General features: G+C 63.8%; 17 protein-coding genes. 4 read left to right on the top strand and 13 right to left on the bottom strand.

Annotated elements, in window-relative coordinates:
• Positions 1 to 101 precede the first annotated feature (101 nt).
• Entirely contained in the window at positions 102 to 641 is a 540-nt protein-coding gene (locus ACFODV_RS03920) for a SprT family zinc-dependent metalloprotease (protein WP_379754959.1), read from the bottom strand.
• A gap of 72 nt (positions 642 to 713) precedes the next feature.
• Here ACFODV_RS03920 and ACFODV_RS03915 point away from each other — a divergent pair, with 72 nt between their 5' ends.
• Positions 714 to 1,373 carry a YecA/YgfB family protein gene (locus tag ACFODV_RS03915; RefSeq protein ID WP_379754956.1) on the top strand — a complete coding sequence of 220 codons (660 nt, stop codon included), beginning with the start codon at positions 714 to 716 and terminating at the stop codon, positions 1,371 to 1,373.
• A 97-nt stretch (positions 1,374 to 1,470) separates the two neighbouring features.
• On the opposite strand, the gene ACFODV_RS03910 is transcribed toward ACFODV_RS03915, so the two are convergent.
• A complete protein-coding gene (locus ACFODV_RS03910) occupies positions 1,471 to 2,592 on the bottom strand; it encodes a phospholipase D-like domain-containing protein (RefSeq protein WP_379754954.1) in 1,122 nt (373 codons plus the stop codon).
• Positions 2,593 to 2,687: 95 nt separating this feature from the next.
• Between ACFODV_RS03910 and plsB the strand changes: the two genes are divergently transcribed.
• Positions 2,688 to 5,144 (top strand): glycerol-3-phosphate 1-O-acyltransferase PlsB, encoded by a 2,457-nt coding sequence (gene plsB / locus ACFODV_RS03905; protein WP_379754951.1) that lies wholly within the window; start codon positions 2,688 to 2,690, stop codon positions 5,142 to 5,144.
• On the opposite strand, the gene ACFODV_RS03900 is transcribed toward plsB, so the two are convergent.
• The 6 genes from ACFODV_RS03900 to ampD form a co-directional block, all read right to left on the bottom strand.
• Positions 5,145 to 5,909: a class I SAM-dependent methyltransferase gene (locus ACFODV_RS03900; RefSeq protein WP_379754948.1), complete on the bottom strand. Its 765-nt coding sequence runs from the start codon at positions 5,907 to 5,909 to the stop codon at positions 5,145 to 5,147.
• Positions 5,906 to 6,610 (bottom strand): tRNA (adenosine(37)-N6)-threonylcarbamoyltransferase complex dimerization subunit type 1 TsaB, encoded by a 705-nt coding sequence (tsaB, locus tag ACFODV_RS03895; protein ID WP_379754945.1) that lies wholly within the window; start codon positions 6,608 to 6,610, stop codon positions 5,906 to 5,908. The genes ACFODV_RS03900 and tsaB overlap by 4 nt, the downstream gene beginning before the upstream one ends.
• A gap of 144 nt (positions 6,611 to 6,754) precedes the next feature.
• On the bottom strand, positions 6,755 to 7,411 hold the full coding sequence (adk, locus tag ACFODV_RS03890; protein ID WP_379754942.1) for an adenylate kinase: 657 nt from the start codon (positions 7,409 to 7,411) through the stop codon (positions 6,755 to 6,757).
• Positions 7,412 to 7,669: 258 nt separating this feature from the next.
• A complete protein-coding gene (aceF, locus tag ACFODV_RS03885) occupies positions 7,670 to 9,682 on the bottom strand; it encodes a pyruvate dehydrogenase complex dihydrolipoyllysine-residue acetyltransferase (RefSeq protein ID WP_379754939.1) in 2,013 nt (670 codons plus the stop codon).
• Between the two features lie 75 nt (positions 9,683 to 9,757).
• Positions 9,758 to 12,430: a pyruvate dehydrogenase (acetyl-transferring), homodimeric type gene (aceE, locus tag ACFODV_RS03880; protein ID WP_379754936.1), complete on the bottom strand. Its 2,673-nt coding sequence runs from the start codon at positions 12,428 to 12,430 to the stop codon at positions 9,758 to 9,760.
• A 324-nt stretch (positions 12,431 to 12,754) separates the two neighbouring features.
• Positions 12,755 to 13,336, bottom strand: a complete 582-nt coding sequence (ampD, locus tag ACFODV_RS03875; protein WP_379754933.1) for a 1,6-anhydro-N-acetylmuramyl-L-alanine amidase AmpD — start codon at positions 13,334 to 13,336, stop codon at positions 12,755 to 12,757.
• Between the two features lie 97 nt (positions 13,337 to 13,433).
• Between ampD and nadC the strand changes: the two genes are divergently transcribed.
• On the top strand, positions 13,434 to 14,294 hold the full coding sequence (gene nadC, locus ACFODV_RS03870; protein WP_379755591.1) for a carboxylating nicotinate-nucleotide diphosphorylase: 861 nt from the start codon (positions 13,434 to 13,436) through the stop codon (positions 14,292 to 14,294).
• A gap of 21 nt (positions 14,295 to 14,315) precedes the next feature.
• On the opposite strand, the gene ACFODV_RS03865 is transcribed toward nadC, so the two are convergent.
• A complete protein-coding gene (locus ACFODV_RS03865; RefSeq protein WP_379754931.1) occupies positions 14,316 to 14,855 on the bottom strand; it encodes a GNAT family N-acetyltransferase in 540 nt (179 codons plus the stop codon).
• Between the two features lie 99 nt (positions 14,856 to 14,954).
• Here ACFODV_RS03865 and tsaA point away from each other — a divergent pair, with 99 nt between their 5' ends.
• Positions 14,955 to 15,692, top strand: a complete 738-nt coding sequence (tsaA, locus tag ACFODV_RS03860) for a tRNA (N6-threonylcarbamoyladenosine(37)-N6)-methyltransferase TrmO (RefSeq protein WP_379754928.1) — start codon at positions 14,955 to 14,957, stop codon at positions 15,690 to 15,692.
• A gap of 33 nt (positions 15,693 to 15,725) precedes the next feature.
• Here the strand turns inward: tsaA and purC are convergent, their stop codons facing one another.
• The 4 genes from purC to dapA all read right to left on the bottom strand — a co-directional run bounded on the left by purC (position 15,726) and on the right by dapA (position 19,207).
• Entirely contained in the window at positions 15,726 to 16,439 is a 714-nt protein-coding gene (purC, locus tag ACFODV_RS03855) for a phosphoribosylaminoimidazolesuccinocarboxamide synthase (protein ID WP_379754925.1), read from the bottom strand.
• A gap of 69 nt (positions 16,440 to 16,508) precedes the next feature.
• Positions 16,509 to 17,312, bottom strand: a complete 804-nt coding sequence (locus tag ACFODV_RS03850; RefSeq protein WP_379754923.1) for an MBL fold metallo-hydrolase — start codon at positions 17,310 to 17,312, stop codon at positions 16,509 to 16,511.
• On the bottom strand, positions 17,312 to 18,277 hold the full coding sequence (locus tag ACFODV_RS03845; protein WP_379754920.1) for a lipoprotein, NlpB: 966 nt from the start codon (positions 18,275 to 18,277) through the stop codon (positions 17,312 to 17,314). The genes ACFODV_RS03850 and ACFODV_RS03845 overlap by 1 nt, the downstream gene beginning before the upstream one ends.
• Before the next feature lie 45 nt (positions 18,278 to 18,322).
• Positions 18,323 to 19,207, bottom strand: a complete 885-nt coding sequence (dapA, locus tag ACFODV_RS03840; protein ID WP_379754917.1) for a 4-hydroxy-tetrahydrodipicolinate synthase — start codon at positions 19,205 to 19,207, stop codon at positions 18,323 to 18,325.
• Positions 19,208 to 19,430 lie beyond the last annotated feature (223 nt).

Genomic DNA, 19,430 nt, shown 5'->3' with positions numbered 1-19,430 from the left:
GGTGATGTCAGCATACCCCTGCCTGACGCTACTTCCACTTAGACATTGGTATGAGCAAATTTCCTTTTAATAACAATGCTTTAAGCACCTATTTTAAGCACTCAAACCCCAAGATAGACCAAGGTCTGAGCGCAGTGACGGCAGCGGTAGCGCTGCCCCTGCCGCGCCAGCGCGTGGCGCCGGGTGCTGAACCCATGCTCGCGACAGTCACAGGCATAGCGGTGGGGTGCGGGACTGGAGCGACCGGTGTCAAAACGGTGAGTGGTGCGGGGCGTTAAGCCAAACAGCCCTCGCATCACCGTCTGCCACTCACGGCCGTGAGGGCGAGCCCGGCATCCATCCTCCAAGTGGTGGACCAGCCAGTGGGCCATCTCATGGGGCACCACTTCCACCATGAACTCCCGGCGGTTCTCGGCGAACAACACCGGATTGAAGCGTAGTCCACCCCGCCCGAAATGGGCCTGTCCGGCGCATTTCCCGCGCAGGTCACACCAGACTTGGGGCCGGGGAAGCCCCGGATGCACCTCGCGACACAGCCGCCAGGCGGACTCTACCCGCGCATACAGGGCAGCAAGCAGCGCTTCGCCCTCTAGGGTAGCGAGGCGGTCGAGGTCAGGGGTAGGAAGCGCGGGTCGGGTCATGGGGTGCTAGAATGGCCCCTCGACTGTCAGGCGTAAAGTGCCGTTCCTGCCCTCCAGCCCGCGAGAGTGACGATGTCCGATACCTCCCAGCCTGAACCCCAGCCCGAACCCCTGCTCGACGACGATCAACTCGACCGCCTGGACGAATTCCTGGCCTCCGACCGGGTTGGCGAGGATGCTCTCGACCTGATAGGCAGCCACGGTTTCCTGGTGGCCTTGGCGGTAGCGCCCAGCGAGGCAGACCCGGCCGCCTGGGTGGCAGAGATCTTCCAGGGCGAACCGGATTTCCATGACGCTTCCGAGCGAGAGGAGATTCTCGGACTGCTCGACCAGCTTCGCCGAAACGCCATCGCTGCACTCGAGCAGGGGCAGCTACCGGAACTGCCCTTCGAACTTACCCTGGACGATCTGGCCGCCGAGGAGACGCCCATCGGCGACTGGTGCGCCGGCTTCATGGAGGGGGTATTCCTGGACGAAGCAGCCTGGTTCGAGGAAGACGAGGAGGCTGCCGCCACCCTGCTGCTGCCCTTCATGGCGCTCTCTGGGCTATTCGACGACGAGCCCGATATGGCCGAATTCGTTGGTGAGGGCACGCGTCTGGAGGGTCTGGTGCGCCAGTTGCCCGAGCTGGTACTGGACCTCTATCTGCACTACCGCGTACCGCCGGAGACCCCCAAACCCAGCCCACGCAGAAAGAAGCCCGCAGGGCGTGGCAGCAAGGGAAAGCGGTAAAGCAGTGCGTTCTCGATTAGCAGCGCCCCTTGGGGGCTTTCTAGCGGAAGGCCTTGCCTCGCCGACCCGGGCTACCGGATAGCCTGGCGGTTCGACGCTATCTCAGCCGGGACAGCATTCCGTCCAGGCTGCCGTAAAGCCACTCCTTCAGCCTCTGCCAGCGCGGGCGCCGGGACCATACCTGAGGATCGATCTCGTGGCTGGCGGCAAAGTTGCGCTTGAATAGCTCGGCCACCTCGCCTGCAAGGCGCCGATCAACTACCTCCTGATTGGCTTCCAGGTTCCAGTGCAGGCTCCAGTGGTCGAAGTTGCAGGAGCCCAGGGTGACCCAGTCGTCGATCAGCGAGAACTTGGCGTGGATAAAGTTGGGCTGAAACTCATGAATGCGTACCCCGGCCTTGAGCAGCCGGCCATAGAAGCGCTGGCCGGCGTAGCGAACCCCGGGATGGTCGTGGATATCACCCGGCAGCAGCAGTCTTACGTCCACCCCTCGGCGGGCGGCCCGGGCCAGGCGAAGGCGCAGACTAAAAGTGGGCGCGAAATAGGGCGTGCAGATCCAGATTCGATGGCGAGCGCCGTTTATCTGACGATGCAGTGAATGGCGAATGGCCTGATAGCGATAGCCCTGGCCCCATACCACCCGTCCTGTCATGCCCCGGTAACCTTCGGCCTGGTGGGTCTCGGTAGAGAGCCCGTGCACCAGCTCAGAGGCACCGCTGCCGCGGGTCAGAGGCGAATCCCACAGCCGGCAGAACAGACGCACCCAATCGGCCACTACCGGTCCCTCGATTCGCATGGCCACCTCGTACCAGGCATCGAGGAACTCGTCCACGGCACCGAAGCCGCCGGTGAAAGCGACTCGACCATCCACCACCACCAGCTTGCGATGGTCCCGTGTCAGGTTTCGGGCCAAGGAGTGCAAGCCTAGCGGATTGAAGAAACGCAGCGCCACGCCGCCCGCTTCCAGGCGTTGGCGATCCTCGCTCGAGAGTCCCATGGCGCCGTAGCCATCGAGCATCAACATCACCGTGACGCCGCGCTCAGCGGCCTTGATCAGAGCACCAATCAGCGCCGAGGCCAGGCGCCCAGACTCCATCAGATAGAGCTCGATCAGGATCGATGACTCGGCGCGTTCCAGCGCCTCGAACATGGCCGGCAGAAAGCGACTCGCCTCGGGCAAGAGCTCGAAGTGGTTGCCTTCCCTCCAGATACCGTGCATGGCAGATTCCCCGTCCTGGGCCGCAGGCCTGACCCGATGCCTGCCGGGAGACTATACTGGCCTTTTCTTTCCCTTTCCTGCATCGGGGCAAACGGATGGCCTTGCGTCACCTTCTCACCATCCCTCTGCGCGCGCTGATGACCTGGCTGATCGCTGCCTGGGTCAAGCCGCGTCTGATCGAGCCCGAGCCCGAGGCGCTGGCGCTCGAACCAAGCCTACCGGTGGTTTATGTGCTGCCTCGCCCGGCCATCAGCGACGCCTACCTGCTGGCCTCGCTGACCCGACGTTACGGTTTGCCTCTGGCAGGCGGACGACGACGCGTCGGCCAGATGGAGCTGGCGGCCTGCCTCGCCCTGCCGGCACCGCGCCGCCGGCTCTGGCGAGGGCGCCCCCGGCCCGAGGCCCCCTTTCGGCCGCTCATCGAGCAGTGCCTGGACGAAGCCGGCCAGGAGGTCCAACTGGTGCCGGTGAGCATCTTCTGGGGACGCGCACCCGGCAAGCGTTTTGGCTTCTGGCGAATGGTCGCCGCGGATAGCTGGCAGCTCACCGGACGCCTGCGCCGTCTGCTCTCGGTACTGGTCAATCGCCGCAGCGTGGAAGTGCACTTCGGCGCCCCGCTGCGGCTTGGCGATCTGCCTGGCGCTCGTGACGCGGACGCCCGGCTGACCAACCGCAAGACCGCACGGCTGTTGCGGGTGCATTTCCGTCGTGTGCGCACGCGGGTGCTGGGCCCCGACCTCTCCCACCGCCGCACCCTGATCGAGGGGGTGGCCAGAAGCCCGGAAGTACGCGAAGTGATCACCTCGATGGCTGCCGAGGGGCGCCCCTCGGCAGAGCGCCTCCAGCGTCGCGCCCTTCGCTACGGCCATGAGATCGCCTCCAACATGACCTATCCGGTGTTGCGCTTCATGGACGGCCTGCTGCGCCGGCTGTGGAACCGGCTCTACGATGGTGTCGACGTGCGTGGCCTCGAGCGGGTCAAGGCCCTGGCCGGCGACCATACCCTGGTCTATGTGCCCTGCCACCGCAGCCACATCGACTATCTGCTGCTCTCCTATGTGCTTTACCACGATGGACTGATGCCACCCCACATCGCCGCCGGACGTAATCTGAACATGCCGCTGATCGGCCCGCTGCTGCGACGCGGCGGCGCGTTCTTTCTGCGCCGCACCTTCCGCGACAACCGGCTCTATGCAGCAGTGTTCAACGCCTACCTGCATCGACTCATCTCGCGAGGCCACCCGCTGGAATACTTTATCGAGGGAGGACGTTCACGCAGCGGCCGCATGCTGCCGGCCCGCCCCGGGATGGTGGCCATGACCCTGCGTTCCTTCCTGCGCAGCGCCACCGAAGGCCGCCACCAACCGCTGGCCTTCATTCCGGTGCATATCGGCTATGAAAGGATCATTGAGAGCGCCAGCTACCAGCGAGAGCTTCGCGGCGGCAAGAAACGCAAGGAGAGCCCCCTCGCCCTGCTGCGAGTGTTTCGCCAGATTCGCCAGCCCTTCGGTCGCGTCTCGGTCAATGTGGGCGAGCCGCTGCTGCTGGCCAATTTCCTGGATGACGAGGTGGGCGGCGATTGGCGTGAGTCCCGGGAGACTCGTCCGGCCTGGCTCGACGAGGTGGTACCGCGGCTCGGCGAGACCCTTTGCCGGCGCATCAACGCCGCCGCGGCCCTCAACCCCATCAACCTGGTGGCTCTGGCAGTGCTGGCCACCCCCCACCACGCCATCGAGATACGCCTGCTTGAGCGCCAGCTCGACCTGCTCGCCGAGTTGCAGCGCCGCCTGCCAGGCGCCGCCTATACAAGCCTGCCACCGGGCTCTCCCGCGGAATGGATCGACCAGGCCCTGGCGCTGGGTATGGTGCAGCGACGGGAGCACCCGATGGGCGACATCGTGCTGGCCGACGCTTCCCAATCCGCCCTGCTGGGCTGGTACCGCAATAATGTCCTGCACCTCTTCGCCCTCGCCGGGCTAACCGCTTTCGCCTTTCGCCACCAGGCGGACCACGATCTTGACGATCTGGAGGAACTCCTCGCTCCCGGCTGGCCGATCCTCGCTCGCGAGTTGATGGTCGAACCGCCCCCCTCGCTGCGCAAAGCGATCTTCGTCATGCTGGGAGTGCTGACCGAACTGGGGTTGCTGGAGCACGGCGAGACGGGATGGCAGCGCCGAGTAGAGCCGCTGGATGCCGGCGAGGGCCTCATTCAGCTGGGCCAGCTGATGCAGCCATCGCTGGAGCGCGGCTACCTGCTGCTCGCCGTACTGCTCGACGCCGGCCCCGGCAGGCTCACCGCCGAGGCTCTGGCCGACCAAGGGCGCCAACTGGCCGAGCGGCTGGCACTGCTCTCGGGGCGTGACGCCCCTGAATTCTTCGATCCCCAGCTGTTCGTCAGTCTGATAGAGAGTCTGGAGCGGGAGGGCTGGCTGTGGCGAGACGAGGAGCGACTGGTTTACGACGACCGACTCCGCGAGGCCGCTGGCCAATCGCAACGGCTGCTCGACCCTACCCTGCGCCACCGTTTGCAACTGGTGACCCGCCAGGGCTGATCAGCCAGCGCGCAGAGCCTGGTGAACGTAGAGATCGTAGCGGCTGGTCTTGCCCTCGATCACGTGGCGCGGTGGCGGCCCCTCAATGGGCGGCGCCTTTCGTGGGCGCTTGACCACCACCCGATGGGTGGCCACATCCAAGGCCGCCTCCAGCAGGCGTGGCGCGTCCCCATCGTCTCCGGCAAGGGTGCGGAACAACCGCATCTCCTTCTTGACCAGCGCTGACTTTTCGCGATGAGGGAACATGGGGTCCAGGTGAATCACCTGGGGCGGGAAGTCAGCCGCCGCTATCAGGGCCTCAAGCTCCGTGGCCGCATCGCCGTGAATCAGTGTCATGCGGGCGGCAATCTCGGCGATCTCGACATCCCTCAACGCTCGGACCAGACCGTCCTCGAGCAGGGCGAAGATCACCCCCACACGTTCCACCAGCAGCACCGGCGCACCAAGACTGGCCAACACGAAGGCGTCGCGGCCAAGTCCCGCCGTGGCGTCCACAATGGATGGCGTCACCCCCTGGGCCAGACCACAAGCGCGAGCAATCAGCTGCCCACGCCCACCCCCGAAGCGGCGACGATGAGCCACCGTGCCGCTGGCGAACTCAACCGCCAGCGGGTGGCCATAGCGCTTGGCATCGCCGGCAAGAACCAGACGGCCATCGCAGCACTCGAGGGTGAGTTGCGCTTCGCCACCAATAGGCAGCCCCAGGCGCTCGGCCAAGGCGCTCAGCGCCTTATCGTGCACCGCCACCGGCGGCAGCGCGCTCACCTCGCCTTCTTCCAGGCCACCTCGTTGCGCAGATAGACAGGCTGAACCAGATGAGCCGGCTGGCCGCCCCCCTTTTCCAGCTCGGCCATGGCCAGCAGCGCCATATCGGCGGCATCGGCCTCTGCCTCCGGCAGACGCTGACTCATCTCCGCCTGCACCTCGAGGGGTATCTGCTCCCAAAGGCCCCAGCCAGAACCAATCCCCACCCAATCGTGATCGTCATGGCCGGACGGCAGGCACAGACGCGAGGGCGATATCACCGCCTCATCGAGGAGCGGCTCCGGCAGGCCATCGCGGCATTGCCAGGCCGCCACATAGATCTCGCCCATGCGCGCATCCAGGGCGGTGACCATCCAGCGGAAGTGATGGCGGCGGTGGGCACCCAGGGCCAGTGCCGCCAGGGTAGAAACACCGATCAGCGGACGATCGAGACCATAGGCCAACCCCTGGGCGGCGCCGGCGGCGATGCGCAGACCGGTAAAGGAGCCGGGGCCACGGCCGTAGGCTACGGCGTCCAGTTCAGCGGGGTGCACGCCGGCCTCGGCCAGCACCTCGTCGACCATGGGCAGCAGCCGTCGGGTGTGGGCCCGCGGCGCCATTTCGAAGCGGGTGAACAGTTCATCGTCGGCGCCCGCGCGGCGCCGCAGCACGGCGGCGGAGCAGGCGCTCGAAGAGGCATCCAGGGCCAGCAGGATCGACATGGCACAACCATCGCAGGAGGAACAGGGTGGCCATTATACGTGGCAGGACCGCAAACGACGATGGCCCGCCAAGGCGGGCCATCGAGTAGGGGGCTGTCTGCAACGCCAAGGGGCGCCGGGAAAGCCACGACCAGTATGGAGCGGTTAACCCTCCAGCGCCTTGAGCACCTGGGCCTTGATGTCGTCGACGCTGCCGATGCCTTCCACGCGATGGTAGGTCGGGGCGGCCTCGGGATCCTGCTCGGCCCAGGCCTGGTAGTAGTCAACCAGCGGCGCTGTCTGCTCATGGTAGACCGCCAGGCGGTTGCGCACGGTGGACTCTCGGTCATCATCGCGCTGGATAAGCGCCTCGCCGGTGACGTCATCCTTGCCGACTTCTTTGGGAGGATTGTACTCAACGTGATAAACGCGGCCCGACCCCTGGTGCACGCGGCGGCCGGCAAGGCGTTTGACGATTTCCTCGTCTTCCACAGCGATTTCCAGCACGTGATCTAGCTTAACGCCCGCTTCCTTCATGGCATCTGCCTGGGGAATCGTACGCGGAAAGCCGTCAAACAAGAAACCGCTCTCGCAGTCGGGCTGGCTGATGCGCTCCTTCACCAAGCCAATGATGATGTCGTCGGACACCAGGCCACCGCTGGTCATGATCTCCTTGGCCTTGACCCCCAGCTCGCTGCCCTCCCTGACGGCGGCACGCAGCATGTCGCCGGTGGAGATCTGCGGGATGTTGAAGCGCTCGCAGATGAACTGGGCCTGGGTGCCCTTGCCGGCACCCGGGGCGCCCAACAGGATCAATCGCATGTTCTTGTCCTCAAGTACAAATGGCTGTCATTAGTGAAGAAATAAATGATGTGAAACGATAACCGCGGCCCGGGTCAGGCACAAGCACTGCCCCTGCAGCTTGCCCCCTGCTCGGCCAATAAAGTCTTGCAGATCAATTATATCGAGGCCGAATAACACTTTGGTCTGGCGACTATTGCCCTAGACTCGCCCCAAGAAACGACGGCGCCCTAAGGCGCCGTCGTGGTGTTGCCAGAACCGCCGGAAAGTACCTCTAGGTCACAGCAGCAGGCGTCGAATATCGCTCAGCAGCTGGGCCAGCAGCGCAGTGAAGCGCGCCGCATCGGCGCCGTTGACCGCCCGATGGTCATAAGACAAACATAGCGGCATCATCAGCCTCGGTTCGAAGGCCTTGCCGTCCCACACCGGCTTCATCGACGCCTTGGAAACGCCGAGAATGGCCACCTCCGGGGCATTGACGATGGGGGTAAAGGCGGTGCCACCAATGGAACCGAGGCTTGAGATGGTAAAGCAGCCGCCGGTCATCTCATCCCGCTTGAGCTTCTTGGTCTGTGCCTTCTTGGCCAGCTCCACGGACTCCTTCGCAATGTCGATCAGCGACTTCTTGTCCGCATCGCGAATCACCGGCACCATCAGACCGTCCGGGCTATCCACGGCGATGCCGATATGAACGTACTTCTTCCACACGACCGACTCGCCGTCGGCCCTCAGACTGACGTTGAACTGCGGATACTGACGCAGGGCATAAGCGCACGCCTTGATCATGAAGGGCAGCGGCGTGAGCTTGGCCCCCTGAGCCTCCGCTTCGGCCTTCATGGACTTGCGGAAGACCTCCAACTCGGTGATGTCGGCCTCGTCGAACTGGGTGACGTGTGGCAGATTGACCCAGCTGCGATGCAGGTTGGTGGCGCCCATCTTCATCAGGCGACCCATGGGTTTCTCTTCTACCTCGCCGAACTGGCTGAAGTCCTGGTCCGGGATGGGAGGAATGCCGGAACCTGACGCTGCCGGCGCGCCAGTCGCTGCCTGGGCCTGGCCCTGGCTCGCCATCACCTGTTTGACATAGGCGTTGACATCCTCCTTGAGCACCCGCTCCTTGGGACCGCTGGGTTTGACCTGGCCGAGATCGACGCCCAACTCGCGAGCCAGCATGCGTACCGCCGGGCCAGCGTGAACCAGCTTGCCGTCACGAGGCTTGTGAGCAGCCATCTGGGCCTCGGGGCTCGGCCTCCCATTCGGGGTCGATGACGGCTTCTCGGCTTTCGGTGCATCCGACTTCGATGCCTGAGCCTTTGACTCGGAAGGTTTATCCGCTGCCTTCGGCTTGGCCGCGCCGGCCACTTCCATATAGCCGATCAGATCACCCTCGGAGACGGTATCGCCCTCCTTGACAGTGAGCTCGAGCAGCTTGCCCTTGAAGGGGCTCGGCACGTCCATGGAGGCCTTGTCGGACTCGAGGGTGATCAGCGGGTCTTCCTCGTTGATCTCGTCACCGGCAGTCACGACAATTTCGATGATCGGTACATCGGAGGACCCTGAGAGATCCGGCACGCGGATCTCCTTCCGCTCGGGCTCGCCGGAAGCCGTCGCCTCCTGCTCTTCTTCAGGCTCAGGCGCGACAGCCTCCTCAGGCTCCGGCTCAGACGCGGCTGACTCGGACTCGCCGCCCTCGCCGGCGATCTCCATGGTGCCGATCACGTCGCCCTCGGAGACCGTATCGCCTTCCTTGACCGTCAGCGAAACCAGTTTACCGGTATGCGGGCTAGGCACATCCATGGAGGCCTTGTCAGACTCCAGAGTGATCAGCGTATCCTCGGCGGAGACCTCATCACCTTCTGCCACCGCCACCTCGATGATTTCCACATCCGAAGAACCGCCGAGGTCGGGAACCTTGACATCGACGGTCTGCTTGCCACCGCCGCCGGTCCGGGCAGCGGACTTCTCCGCAGCCGGAGCAGACGCCTTCTCGGGGGCAGACTCGGCGGGTGACGCAGTGTCCTTGTCGGCAGCGGTGACCTCGGACTCGCCACTCCCCTCCACCTCGATTTCAACGATGTCGTCACCTTCGGAGACGGTGTCGCCCTCCTTCACCAGCACCCTCAGCACCTTGCCGCCCTTTGGGGCAGGTACATCCATGCTGGCCTTGTCGGACTCCAGCGTGATCAAGGTGTCCTCTGGGTCGATGGTATCGCCCACGGCCACCGCGATTTCGATGATTTCCACATCGGTATCGCCACCGATGTCCGGAACTTTGATGATTTCGCTACTCAAGGTCGCGCTCCTTCAAACTCTTGACGGGGGCGGGCCCAGCGGCCCGCCATGCCAACGGATCAGTCGGTCGGCGCCTCACACCTCAAGCGGGTTGGGCTTGGCCGGGTCGATGCCGTACTTGTTAAGCGCCTCGCCGACGACCTTGCGATCCAACTCGCCACGGTCAGCCAGCGCCTTGAGCGCGGCGACGGTCACGTAATAACGATCGACCTCGAAAAAGGCGCGCAGCTTCTCACGGGTATCGGAGCGGCCGAAGCCGTCGGTCCCTAGCACATGGTAGTCGGTGGGCACCCAGGCGCGAACTTGGTCGGCAAACAGCTTCATGTAGTCGGTGGAGACAACTGCCGGTCCCTCGCGACCTTCCAGGCAACGGGTCACATGAGGCTTGCCTGGCTCGGCATCGGGATTGATGAAGGCCTGGCGATCGATCTCCAGGGCTTCACGGCGAAGCTCGTTGAAGCTCGTGACGCTCCAGATATCGGCGCCTACCCCCCACTCCTCCGCGAGGATTGCCGCGGCGGCCTCGACCTCGCGCAGGATGGTGCCGGAGCCCATCAGCTGCACGCGCCCCTTGTCGCCCTGGGTCTCGCGCAGTAGGTACATGCCCTTGATGATGTCTTCGGCAGGTACCGTTTCGAGCTCGGGATGCTCGTAGTTCTCGTTCATCACCGTCAGATAATAGAAACAGTTCTCCTTGTCGGCGAACATGCGCTTCAAACCATCCTGGACGATCACCGCCACCTCGTGGGCATAGGTCGGATCGTAACTGCGGCAGTTGGGGATCGTGGAGGCAAGCAGATGGCTATGACCGTCCTGATGCTGCAGGCCCTCACCGTTCAGGGTAGTGCGCCCCGCTGTGCCGCCGACCAGGAAACCACGGGCCTGAAGGTCGCCCGCGGCCCAGGCCAGATCACCAATACGCTGGAAGCCGAACATCGAGTAGTACACGTAGAAAGGCAGCAGCGTGATGTTATTGTTCGAGTAAGAGGTCGCTGCGGCGATCCAGGCTGACATGGCGCCAGCCTCGGTGATGCCTTCCTCGAGGATCTGGCCCTTCTGATCCTCGCGATAGAACATGATCTGGCCCTTGTCGACCGGCTCGTATTTCTGACCTTCGGAGGTGTAGATACCGAGCTGACGGAACATCCCCTCCATGCCGAAGGTACGTGCCTCATCGGGAATGATGGGCACTACCCGCGAACCGAGCTCCTTGTGCTTGACCAGGCCGTTAAGCACACGCACGAAGGCCATGGTCGTGGAAACCTCACGCCCCTTGGAGCCTCCGGTCTGGGAGGCGAATATCTTGTCGTCCAAGGGAGGAATGTCCAGCGCCTCGAAATCGCTGCGCCGGCTCGGCACAAAGCCGCCCAGTCGCTCGCGCTGGAGATGCATGTATTTAAGCTCGGGGGAGTCGTCTTCCGGCTTGTAGTACGGCACTTCCTTGAGTTGCTCATCGTTCAACGGAATGCCGAAGCGGTCTCGGAATGTCTTGAGCGCCTCGTACTCCATGGTCTTGACCTGATGGGCCTCGTTGGCGGCCTCACCGTCACCGCTGCCCATGCCATAGCCCTTGACGGTGTGCGCAAGGATCACTGTGGGACGGCCATTGGTGGTATGGGTCGCCTCGTGGTAAGCCGCATAGACCTTGAAAGGATCGTGCCCGCCACGGTTAAGTTTCCAGATGTCCTCGTCGGACATGTCCTTAACCATCTCGGCAGTCTCGGGATACTTGCCGAAGAAATGCTTACGGGTATAGGCGCCGTCATTGGCTTTGAAGTTCTGATACTCGCCGTCGACCGCCTCGTCCATGCGCTTCTGCAGGATGCCCTTCTTGTCCTTCTCGAACAGCGGATCCCACAGCCGACCCCAGACCACCTTGAGCACGTTCCAGCCCGCACCGCGGAAGACGCCCTCGAGCTCATCCATGATGCGGCCATTGCCACGAACTGGACCATCGAGACGCTGCAGATTGCAGTTGATGACAAAGATAAGATTGTCGAGTTTCTCGCGGCTTGCCAGGTGAATGGCACCCAGGGATTCAGGCTCGTCGCATTCGCCGTCGCCCATGAAGCACCATATCTTGCGGTCGTACATGTCCTTCATTTCACGTGAATGAAGGTACTTCATCACGTGGGCCTGGTAGATCGCCTGAATGGGCCCAAGGCCCATGGAGACCGTCGGGAACTGCCAGAAATCAGGCATCAGCCAGGGGTGGGGATAGGATGACAGGCCGTCGCCATCAACCTCTTGACGGAACTTGTCCATCTGCTCTTCGGAGAGGCGACCCAGCAGGTAAGAGCGAGCGTAAACGCCCGGCGCCACATGGCCCTGGATGTAAACCAGATCTCCTTCGAAATCGCCATTCGGTGCGCGAAAGAAGTGATTGAAGCCAACGTCATAAAGTGTCGCCGCCGACATGAAGCTGGCGATATGACCGCCGAGCCCAGGTTTGGCGCGGTTGTTGCGAATTACCTGGGCAATAGCATTGTAACGAACCAGCGAACGAATCCGCCGCTCCATGAAGATATCCCCCGGCAGAGGCGCCTCACGGTGCACCGGGATGGAGTTGCGATGCGGGGTTGTCACCGAGAAGGGAGACTGGGTCCCGTCGCGGCGCAGACGATCCGCCAGGCGCGTCAGCAGGAACCGGGCACGCTCATCGCCCTCGCGATCCAGCACCGATTCCAGGGATTCCAGCCACTCCGTGGTCTCGACCGGATCGAGATCCTCTCTTGCCTCCAGACTCATATGACGTCTCTCCGAATGACGATGGTGTAACTTGCACCCGCCTTCGCGGGTATCTAGGCATTTTCTCGTAAGTGAGAATCAGCCGACTAACATTGTGTAGTTTTCTTACATGACGACGCGCATTAACCGCCGCTTCTGGGTGAAAGATACCCCAAAGAAGCCGACCTGCCAATTCAAGCTTTTTTGGAAAGAAATTCCAATTATCGATTATTGCACCGCAACACAATGGGTTAGCAGGACTTCGCATTGAGCAATTCGCCCGAGGACAAGCAGTTGTAAGTAAACTACCGTATGAAGCGAGCGAACGACCAGAACAAGGTGCTGCTAGGCCTGAGGCTGATCGAGCATCGCACCACGTGCCAACCGCTGCCGAAAAAAGGCCCAGTCGAAGGCGAGGCCGGGGTCAGATTTTCTCAGCGGCGCCACACGAGCGTGACTCGTGATGCGTGTTTCCTCCAACATCGGGTAGACCGCCAGCAGGTCGGCAGTCACTCGCGCCAGCGCAAGATACTGGGCCAGGCGATAGGGCGAGACTTCATCACCCTCGAGTTCGATACCGATAGCGAAATCGTTGAGCGAGGTGCGTTCACGCAGCCCATCGCACCAGCGGGAGCGGCCCGCATGCCAGGCGCGGCCGTGAAACGGCACAAACTGCACGCATTCGCCGTCGCGGCGGATCAGCAGATGGGCGGAGACCCTGAGATGGGCGATCTCGGCAAAAAAGGGATGGTCGGCAGGGTCCAGGCAGTTGGTAAACAGCCGCTCGATATGCTCGCCGCCGAACTCGCCGGGCGGCAGGCTGATGGAGTGCAGAAGCAGCAGCGAGACTTCGCCATCGGGCCTCTCATCACAGTTGGGTGACGGCACCCGCCGCGCACCCTCAAGCCATCCCTGTTTGATGGGCATCGGTATCCCCTGACGTGAACCCCATGGATTCCCTATAATGATCGCCACCGATCACCTCGGCCACCCCGCGCCGGCTTCAACCCTACGAGTGCCCCGCATGGACTACCAGGATGCCCTGCCCTACCACGACAAGCTCATCGAAGAAATCCGCGCCGCCGCCGCTCGGCTGCTGGCCGAAGATCTGGGCCCGGGCGATATCACCGCTCAGCTGATTCCCAGTGATGCCACGGCATGCGCCCGAGTCATCACCCGCGAGGATTGCGTGCTGTGCGGCGTCGCCTGGGTCGATGAACTGTTCCGGCGCCTCGACGTCACGGTGAGCCTGAACTGGAACGCCGCCGATGGCGATCACCTCGAGGCCGGCCAGGTTTTTCTGGAGCTCCGGGGCTCCGCCCGCAGCCTGCTCACCGGGGAGCGCGCTGCACTGAACCTGCTTCAGACCCTCTCGGCCACTGCCACCCGCACCCGCCACTATGCGGATCTGATTCAAGACACCGGCGTTCGCCTGCTGGACACGCGCAAGACCCTCCCGGGGATGCGCCTGGCTCAGAAGTACGCGGTCACCTGTGGCGGCGGCCACAATCACCGCATTGGCCTGTGGGACGCCTTCCTGATCAAGGAGAATCATATTGCCGCCTGCGGTGGCATCGAGGCCGCGGTGCGCGAGGCGCGCAACATTGCTCGTGACCTACCGGTAGAAGTGGAAGTGGAAACGTTCGCAGAGCTGGATCAGGCTCTGGCGGCCGGGGCTGACATCATCATGCTGGATAATTTCAGCCTGGATGAGATGCGCGAGGCGGTCCAGCGCAGCGCCGGCCGGGCGACCCTGGAGGCCTCTGGCAATGTCGAGGAGACCACCCTGCGTGCCATTGCCGAGACCGGCGTGGACTGCATCTCAAGCGGTGCCCTGACCAAGGACATCAAGGCGATCGACCTCTCCATGCGAATCATCCAATAGCCCTAAGGCAATGAAGGAGGCTCAGGTCTCCACGGCGGTGAGACGCTTCTCAAGACGGGACCGACACAGCTGCTCACCGCCGCGCTCCACCCATTCCTCGCCAACGACTCGCCAACCACGCCTCACCAGTCGCTCGACCAGTACCAGACTAGCCTCGATGTGGGCCAGGTCGTGTCCGTGCTCCATCAGCAGACGCTCGGCATGTATCAGCAGGGTGGAACCGATCCCGCGTCGCGACAGCGACGGCCAGACGTATAGCGTCTCGATACGCCCACGGGGAATGTCCAATTCCAGAAAGCCTACGCAGCGCCCGTCACAGTCGGCCACCAGGGTAGTGAAAAGCGCATGGCGAGCCGCCCATGCGCTGGCATCACGAGGCAGAACTGATGCCCAAGCCTCTCGCTGTGCCACGCTGTAATGGGACATAGCCCCCTGCATCACGGCGTGGTGGAAAACTTCGGCCTGATCGGCTGCGTCCCTGGCCCGAGCCTGGCGATAGCAGATTCTTGCGCCCCCGGGGGGCTGAGCCTCAATGCCGGCCGGCATCAGCGTGTCGTTCATGAAAGTCCCGTAGCCATGTGCGTTGCCGAAAGATTACACAAGCACAACCGCTGGGCCAATCCCCTCGCCGCCAGGCCCTGCGACGGGCATAATTCCCCCATGACCGAGACGCCACCTCATCACGCCTTCACGCTGTCACCCATCGGGTTCATAGAGAGTGACTACCCCGACAAGTTCGGCATCCCTCGCCAGCCCGGCCTGGCGCCGGCGGCCCGTGCCAGCCTGATCCTGGTACCTCCCTTCGACGACCCCCTGGCAGTGCGCGGTCTGGAGGATTTCAGCCACCTGTGGCTGACCTTTCTTTTCCACCTCAGCCCCGAGCAGGGCGGCGCGGAGGGCTGGCCCCCCCTGGTGCGCCCACCGCGGTTGGGCGGCAACGCCAAGGTGGGCGTGTTCGCCAGCCGCAGCACCCATCGCCCCAACCGCCTGGGCCTGTCACTGGTGGAACTCGTTGAGGTCGACACACGACGTGGAGTACGCCTGATACTGGGCGGTGCCGATCTGGTCAGCGGCACCCCGGTGATCGATATCAAACCCTACCTGCCCTGGGCCGAGGCGCGCCCCGATGCCCGCGCCGGCTTTGCCCCCAAGGCGCCTGCCCTGCTCTCGGTAGCGTTCAGCACCAGCGCAGAGGCGACACTGGCCGAACGTCCCGACGGCGACTCCCTCGGCGAGCTGGTCACCCAGGTGCTGGCACAGGACCCTCGCCCGGCCTACCACCGTGGCGCCGAGACGCGCATCTATGGCGTGCGCCTGCGTGACGTGGACGTGCGCTTTCAAGCCATTGCGACGGACGAGGGTACGCGGATAGAGGTGGTAGAGATCGTCGCGGCCTGAGCGCTTCCCGACGCGATCGGAAAACCGATCCGATCAGGCGAATGTTACACCGATGCGGCGGCCTACCTCCTCGTAGGCCTCGATCACGCCGCCCAGGCCCTGGCGAAAGCGGTCCTTGTCGAGCTTCTCGCGGGTCTTGGCGTCCCACAGCCGGCAGCCATCCGGTGAGAACTCATCGCCCAGCACGATCTGACCCTCGAACAAGCCGAACTCCAGCTTATAGTCCACCAGCAGCATGCCGCCGTCGGCGAAAAGCGCCCTGAGTATCTCGTTGACCTTGAAGGTCAGCGCCTTCATCTCGGCCAGCTGATCGAGGGTGGCCCAGCCGAAGGTCTCGGCCAGCGACTCGTTGATCATCGGGTCGTGCAAGGCATCGTTCTTCAGGAAGAGCTCGAAGGTCGGCGGGGTGAGTTCCTGACCCTCTGAGACGCCCAGGCGCTTGACCAGGCCACCGGCGGCGATGTTGCGCACCACGCACTCCACCGGGATCATCGCCAGCGTCTTGACCAGGCTCTCGGTCGCAGAAAGACGCTTCTCGAAGTGGGTCGGCACTCCCGCCGCCGCCAGCGTCTCCATGATAAAGGCGTTAAAGCAGTTGTTGACCATGCCCTTGCGCGCCAACGACTCCATGCGCTCGCCGTCGAAGGCGCTGGTGTCGTCGCGGAATTGCAGGATCACGCGAGACGGATCGTCGGTGGCAAAGACCGACTTGGCCTTGCCGGCATAGAGTTCTTGACGCTTTTCCATGGAAGCCTCCAGAGGCTGCGAGCCGCGAAAACGGGACGTGTTAAAAGAAAATGAGGTGAGGTTGACGGGTCAGCCGATAGCCTGCCACGCCATGCCAGCCGCCTGGCATGAGACCCTGAGACGAGATTCATCGCCATCGAGCAGTGGCACCAGAGCTTCGCGGACCAACTCGGGGCGATTGTTGTGTTCTGACAGATGCGAGCAGACGATGTGCTGCAAGCGATCCAGACCTAGGCGCGGCAGCAGTGCTGCGGCCTGGGCATTGGCCAGGTGCCCCCAGTCACCGCCTACCCGTCGCTTTAGGTGCGCCGGATAGGGCCCTTCGGCAAGCATCTGGACATCATGATTGCACTCCAGCACCAGGGCGTCACAGCCGAAGAACACCTCGGCCACGTGCTCGGTGGGGTGTCCCAAGTCGGTGAGCACGCCAAGGCTGCGCTCACTGCCATGTAAACGGAACTGCACCGGCTCACGGGCGTCATGGGGCACGGTCACAGGGGAAATGGTGAGTCCCTTCACGGCAAAACGCTGCTGCGGCGTAATCCAGTGTCGGACCGGCAGCTCGCCGAGCCGACCAGAACGCCAGGTGCCCGGCGTCAGGTAGACCGCCACGCCATGGCGGCGCGCCAGCGGACCCACCCCGCGGACATGATCGCCGTGCTCGTGACTCACGAGCACCGCGTCGAGCTGACGCGGATGCAATCCAAAACGTGCCAGTCGACCCTCGGTTTCACGCAGACCGAAGCCGCAATCCACCAGCAGGTGAGTCTCCCCGTCGCTGACCAGGGTCGCGTTTCCCTTGCTGCCGCTGCCCAGAGAGGCGAACTGCAGCCGCCCCCGGCCCGGCGCGGCGGCACCCGGCTCTGCCAACATCAGCGCAGAAGGCCCGCCACCCGCTCGAGCAACTCGCGCTGGTCCTCGGCACTGAAGTCGCGCTCGCTGGCATTGACCGCCCGCAGCACGGTCTGGCGAGGCCCTTCGGACTCCAGCACCAGGCGAACCTGCTGATGCATCTGGCGCACATCGGGGCTGAAGACGATCTGTATCGGATTGCGGTTGCGCTCGCTGACCGTCATATAGCTAATCAGGAACTCGCGACTCGCCGGATTGCTCTCCAGCAGCTCGCGGCGCTCCTCAACGGTGAAGTCCTGGCGCAACTGATGGTCGAGTTCGGCCCAGGTGCGGTCGATCTCCAGCGGAATCTCGACGAGCCACTCATCACCGCGCTGCTCGAGGTTCAGCCGCGCCTCGCCGGCCAGACGCTGCGCCGCCAGGGAAGAGGCACTAGCGGTGGCGCTGCTCGCCCCGAAGTACTGCTCGAGGGCATCAAGGCAGGCGCCCACCGGGGCTCCCCCCTGGTCACAGCGCACCTCGCTGTCGCCGGCACGCAGGCCCTGTCGCAGGCTGAGTCGCGCCTGGCGAGTATCGATCACACCGCGCGAGGAGTCGCTGGCCTGGATGCCCAGCCCCCGGGTGCGAGCGAAGTCTTCAAGCTGGGGCCAGACGGCGCCCGGATCGGCGCCCACCACCAGCCAGGCGTCACTGCCGATAGCACGGCGCTCGACGAAATCGCGCTCCATGCCACGACCCGCTCCCAGCGCCTTAGGGCTCGGCGCACGAAAGCGTCCGTCGGAGGCGCGGAAATCGCCTGCCGCCTGGGGCACCGGCATGGCATCGCGATAGCGTTGACGATCCCGACTCTCGGGCAGATTCAGTGCCGGGGCCGTTCGTGCATCGGCGTAATCGACGTTGCGGTCGTGATAGTAGCCCGACTCACGGGCACAGCCCGCGAGGGCCACGGCCGCCACCAGGGGAAGCCATTTCAGCGCTGAGTTCATGCGTCCACCTTGCATCCAGTTGTCCAGGGTCCGGCTCGGCGCCGGTCAGTCCTCAATCAGGTCAGCCAGTTGCAGGGCCTCACTGATCGTGGAGTGGTACTTCTCCGAGAGCCAGGTAAGCGGCAGGCGAATGCCCGGCTCGATCAGCCCCATGTGGTAGAGCGCCCACTTGACCGGGATCGGATTGGACTCGATGCCCAGGTTGGTGTGCAGCGGCATCAGCCGGGTGTTGAGCTGGTGGGCGAGGTCGACTTCGCCTGCCACCGCCGCCGCACAGAGGTCGTGCATGGCCTTGGGGGCCACGTTGGCAGTTACCGAAATATCACCGTGGCCGCCCATCAGCATGAAGTCGCAGGCAGTGCCGTCATCGCCAGAATAGAGCATGAAGCCGCTGCCCTTGAGCCGTGCAATTAGGTCCTCGGCCCGCTCCAGGTTTCCGGTGGCATCCTTGAGACCGACGATGTTATCCACCTCGGCCAGGCGCAGCACGGTCTCGTTGTAGAGGTCACAGGCGGTCCGGCCCGGCACGTTGTAAAGGATCACCGGCAGCTTGCTGCCCTCGGCTACCGCCTTGAAATGCTGGTAGAGGCCATCCTGAGTGGGCTTGTTGTAGTAGGGGCAGACCGACAGGCAGTAGTCGGCCCCCACCTCGCCAGCATAGCGGGCCAGTTCCACCGCCTCGGAGGTGGCGTTGGCCCCTGTGCCGGCAATAACCGGAATGCGGCCGTTCACCTCTTCCACCACGGCACGAATCACATCGAAGTGTTCGGCGAACGACATTGTGGTGGGCTCGCCGGTGGTGCCGGCGGCAACGATGCCATCGGTACCGTTGTCGAGGTGGAAGTTCACCAGGCGACGCAGCGATTCCCAGTCGATGTCGCCAGTGACCTTCATCGGCGTCGCTAGGGCGACGATACTGCCAGTGATCATCCTCTCTATCCTCTCGATTCGAGGGCTATGCCTCGGCCCAGTAGACACCGGGTCAGGAAGGGGCGGGGCGCGTGGCCCACGTCAGGGGTCAAATGGTACTCAGCCGGCCAGAGCCTGTACAGCTAGGCGCGCCACTTTGACTCCGCCGCGGCGATTGCGGCTTTGACAGCGCCTCAGCACTTGCGTGTAATCAAGTTCCCCAACCAACGCGCAGGAGACTCCC

Source organism: Halomonas tibetensis (genome assembly GCF_042643535.1).
Classification (GTDB): domain Bacteria; phylum Pseudomonadota; class Gammaproteobacteria; order Pseudomonadales; family Halomonadaceae; genus Halomonas; species Halomonas tibetensis.
The sequence above is the reverse complement of the archived record's forward strand: the minus strand, read 5'-3'. Positions and strand labels throughout refer to the sequence as shown.